Here is a 3,679-nt window from a genome sequence, read left to right as displayed (position 1 = left end):
GGGGCAACAAGAAGTACATGAACATGAAGCACCTACAGGCGGCTCTGGAGGATACCTCCATTGCTGGGTGACTTCACTCATATCAGGGCCTGCAAACCATTTTGCGAAAAATACTTGACACTACCTTTACAGCCTATCAGCCTCTTTAAAGTTATTTTAACGTTAATATGGTTAACAAAAAAGAGGGCACTAGGCCGATCATGTATCAGCTTAGTGCCCTATTTTTATTTTACTTGATTTATTCTTTTTTCCGCCACATCGTAATATACTGTTAATTATGAGAGTTCGCGGATAATATCCCTATTTTGTTATCAATTCTTTGAGTAATTTCCTCTGCAACATTTTTCATAAACTTTTTATACGCATTTTCACCCCAAATACCATTTATTATATCGCTTTGATATTCTTGGTAAAGAATAGGTAATATCTCCAAATATACTAGTAAGTATATTTGGGCCAGTATTAAATCCTCAGTTTCATTCTCAAAACAGCCCTGATAAGGTGCAAAATCAATAGAAACCGTACCATTCTTTAAAATTAAGCTTATCTTCTCATGATCAGCATAGCTAAATTCTATTTTTATTTGCTCTAACCTTTTACTTTCTAATAAAAACGATAACGTACTAATAATATTCATTACTGACTCGCCGGCTGCTGTAACTTTAGTTTGCAAATCTTCTGTATCACCTTTAACGCCTTTTATAGATTCCAATCGCAAACTTGATATATCATCATTATTCGCTTCAATAACATTGTCCGAATTGTACACTTTACCAATAAGCCAAATAAAAAAGTCAGTAGTAAAATTATATACATTTCTAGTTATCTCATTTTTCCCTGTATATGATAACAATTTTCGCAACATCTTTTGGGCAGAAGAATTCTGATCTATAATATAATTAATAGATACGCCATTATAATATACAATAATAGATGTTGTCTTATTAACAGTTCTATCTTCTATAGGTGTTTCTCCACTGCTAATTTGTTCATATCTACATTTTATTAAATTGTATTTTATATCTCTACCATTTAATCGAATACTTTGGTTTTCCTCAAATACTTTTTTCAGACGCCATCCTACCCATAAAATATTTCCAGTACTATCATCCTCGACATGATCTATAAGCAAATCAATCGCACTATCCAAATCTTTAGTTTTAGAATCAAGCCATCTCGTTGTCGACATTACTTTTCGTCTCCCATTATTCTAAATTTATTTCCTCGGTAAATTATTCTTCTTTTATAAAATCGGCAATTATCGATAAATTTTGCGCCCACGTCTATTTTTCTTTCAGATTCCACAGGTTCCCGAATAAATAAAATATCAAATTTTGTTGATGCGATAGTTCTTTCCTCAACACTACCAAATACATCTTCCAATTTGATAATTAAATTTCCATCTATGTCAACACTTGCTATATCATCTTTTTTACTAAGTTGCATAGTTGCAAAACCAATATTAGGAATAACCAGCTTTGTACCTATAAAGTGTGCTTTCTTACCCGATACTTGTATTACAACTCTTATTTCAGCTAAATCTTCCATATTAAATTTAATAACCGGTGTTGTTTCTTTACTAGCAATTGTATCTTTAATAGAAAAAAGGACATTAATTTCAGAAACAAAATTTTTTCGTGCAAAGCCTACTATTTCCCGCAATAAAAAATCTAATGCACCAACATACAACGGTAAACAAATAATAAATACTCTATCCCGAGGTATAAATGAAATATAATTAAAAATATTTATATAGTTTACTGCAATTATTCCAATCAACGTCAAAATAAATGGCCTAAAGAATGCACCTATTTTTTGCAACATTAAAACAAGTCCTCCATAATTTGGCGACCTATTTCATTAGAAATAGCTTCATAGCATTGTTCATTTATACCTATTATACCGTTTGCTTGTAAATAAAAATCTACAGCTTCATTCTTTTCATTTCTTCCTTTAAAGTAGATTCGTTTGATTTCAATGGAAGACTTTTCAGATAAAAATTTTATTCTTTCCGTCAATTTCCCAAAATAAACACGATTTAAAGCAATAATACGTAATAAGTTGTTTATTTCTTCAAATAATTCTAAATCTTCCTCCATAAATACAATCTTGTAAACTAACAAATTTCTTTTAATAACAAAGTACTCCATCAAATGTAAAATAATTTCAGAGGTAAGGATAGTTTGCCTATAGCCGCAATCGTGATATTTTTTTAAAAAAGTGTAGTATTCTTCTTTCTCATCAAAAGGAATACAGAAAACTTTTTTATGACCATTTTGCGCATGCCAAAAAAGCTTTGCTTTTTGATATCTCATAGTGCACCTCCCTCTGATTTAAAATGAGCCTACTATAGACTACTACTTTTATTATACACATTATATAGCATTTATAAACTAATAGCAACAAATCCAAAATTTAAAAAGAGGGCACTAAACTGAATGATTAACTCAACTTAGTGCCCTCTCCATATTACAATAATGTTACTTCACAGCCGGCACCGTCTCGTCGTCCGCAGCTTTTTCTAAAATCTTCGTAACCACTTTTTTAGCTACGGACCATACGAGATTAATACCAGTGTTGATGAGCTTCGCACGGATTTTAACCCAGCCAGAGGCGGACTGTTCGGCTTCGGCGGTCTGTGCCGCCTCAAAGTCGTTGATTGCGGCATCTACATAAGGAAAAACGGTGTTTTCTACAAAGTCCAACGCGTTATCTTTCAATTCTTCGAATACTTCTTCCAATGCGTTCGTTACTACGTTTTTGATGTCTTCGTTCATTTTAAAATCTCCTTTTCCATTTTCGTAATCATAGACTCGCTGGCGATTTCCAGCAAATCAATATACAACTGATTTCTCGTTTTGACCCAACTCGATGACGTCGTGTTGATCTGAGCCTGCAGCTTAGATCGCAGGCGCTCTTTTCGTTTGTCGAGCTCAGACGCGAGCAGCTTAGACAGCAGTCGTTTGAGTAGATTACCCACGTTTTCACCTCCTCCACATGGAACGACAGATAAAGAGATCACCTCCTTATTGCATACACTGATAATCCGTCACGCCGCGCGCAATCGCGCGTGCAAAAGCATCCTGATAGTTTGCCAGCAGATCAGCGTCGTGGTCATTGCTGATAAACGCAAGCTCGACGAGAATCGCCGGCATAGACGTGTTATTCAGCACATACAGCCCGTTTTGTCCCGGAATCGCCAGCTTGACCCCTCGATCCACGGTATGCAGGCTGTCGACGATTTGGCGCTGTACTGCCTTGGCCAACATTTCGCCAGCAGCAGAACCGGGGTAACAGTACGTCTCTGTGCCCAAGGCCGCGGCAGAGTCTGCCGCATTGCAGTGGATAGAAATAAATAAATCGGCACCGCTGGCATTTGCAGTATCACAAACCGTAGCCAGGTTGTCATGCTGTAGCACTACCGCTGCCACGCCAGCGTTGATAAGATACTGCGCCACAGCGTTGCCTACGGCGGCCGCGACGTCTGATTCGCGCAGGCCTGTTTTAGCGTTTACCGCGCCCGGATCGGGCTTGCCATTCGGCGCATGACCAGGATTAATAAATACTTTCATGGTTTTGCTCCTTTCTCATTTGCCAGCTGCTCTAGCGTATCTCGCAATTTTTTCGGAATAGGAAGCCCGGCCTTCCCGGCATTTTCCAGTATGGACAGGCCTTCGTT

At 37.1% G+C, this 3,679-nt stretch carries 7 protein-coding genes; all 7 read right to left on the bottom strand.

The annotated features are described in order from the left end of the window. Positions 1 to 271 precede the first annotated feature (271 nt). Positions 272 to 1,189 (bottom strand): hypothetical protein, encoded by a 918-nt coding sequence (locus CJ260_RS12320; protein WP_095630415.1) that lies wholly within the window; start codon positions 1,187 to 1,189, stop codon positions 272 to 274. Beyond that, entirely contained in the window at positions 1,189 to 1,824 is a 636-nt protein-coding gene (locus tag CJ260_RS12315) for a hypothetical protein (RefSeq protein WP_095630414.1), read from the bottom strand. The genes CJ260_RS12320 and CJ260_RS12315 overlap by 1 nt, the downstream gene beginning before the upstream one ends. After that, positions 1,824 to 2,315 carry a hypothetical protein gene (locus CJ260_RS12310; RefSeq protein WP_095630413.1) on the bottom strand — a complete coding sequence of 164 codons (492 nt, stop codon included), beginning with the start codon at positions 2,313 to 2,315 and terminating at the stop codon, positions 1,824 to 1,826. The genes CJ260_RS12315 and CJ260_RS12310 overlap by 1 nt, the downstream gene beginning before the upstream one ends. Before the next feature lie 165 nt (positions 2,316 to 2,480). Then, on the bottom strand, positions 2,481 to 2,777 hold the full coding sequence (locus CJ260_RS12305; protein WP_095630412.1) for a hypothetical protein: 297 nt from the start codon (positions 2,775 to 2,777) through the stop codon (positions 2,481 to 2,483). Further along, positions 2,774 to 2,980 (bottom strand): hypothetical protein, encoded by a 207-nt coding sequence (locus CJ260_RS12300; RefSeq protein WP_095630411.1) that lies wholly within the window; start codon positions 2,978 to 2,980, stop codon positions 2,774 to 2,776. The genes CJ260_RS12305 and CJ260_RS12300 overlap by 4 nt, the downstream gene beginning before the upstream one ends. 46 nt (positions 2,981 to 3,026) lie before the next feature. Continuing rightward, positions 3,027 to 3,572 carry an N-acetylmuramoyl-L-alanine amidase gene (locus CJ260_RS12295; RefSeq protein WP_095630410.1) on the bottom strand — a complete coding sequence of 182 codons (546 nt, stop codon included), beginning with the start codon at positions 3,570 to 3,572 and terminating at the stop codon, positions 3,027 to 3,029. After that, positions 3,569 to 3,679 (bottom strand): phage holin family protein (locus CJ260_RS12290; RefSeq protein WP_143747677.1); only part of this gene is annotated, 111 nt, incomplete at its 5' end. The genes CJ260_RS12290 and CJ260_RS12295, both read right to left, overlap by 4 nt.

The organism is Megasphaera sp. ASD88, assembly GCF_002287425.1.
GTDB classification, from domain to species: Bacteria; Bacillota; Negativicutes; order Veillonellales; family Megasphaeraceae; genus Megasphaera; species Megasphaera stantonii.
This window is presented reverse-complemented; position numbering and strand designations above follow the sequence as displayed.

What these genes read in the sequence shown, in the direction of transcription:
- CJ260_RS12310 (WP_095630413.1), bottom strand. Translation starts at nt 2,315, where the DNA reads ATGAGATATCAAAAAGCAAAGCTTTTTTGGCATGCGCAAAATGGTCAT.
- CJ260_RS12315 (WP_095630414.1), bottom strand. Translation starts at nt 1,824, where the DNA reads ATGTTGCAAAAAATAGGTGCATTCTTTAGGCCATTTATTTTGACGTTG.
- CJ260_RS12295 (WP_095630410.1), bottom strand. Translation starts at nt 3,572, where the DNA reads ATGAAAGTATTTATTAATCCTGGTCATGCGCCGAATGGCAAGCCCGAT.
- CJ260_RS12305 (WP_095630412.1), bottom strand. Translation starts at nt 2,777, where the DNA reads ATGAACGAAGACATCAAAAACGTAGTAACGAACGCATTGGAAGAAGTA.
- CJ260_RS12320 (WP_095630415.1), bottom strand. Translation starts at nt 1,189, where the DNA reads ATGTCGACAACGAGATGGCTTGATTCTAAAACTAAAGATTTGGATAGT.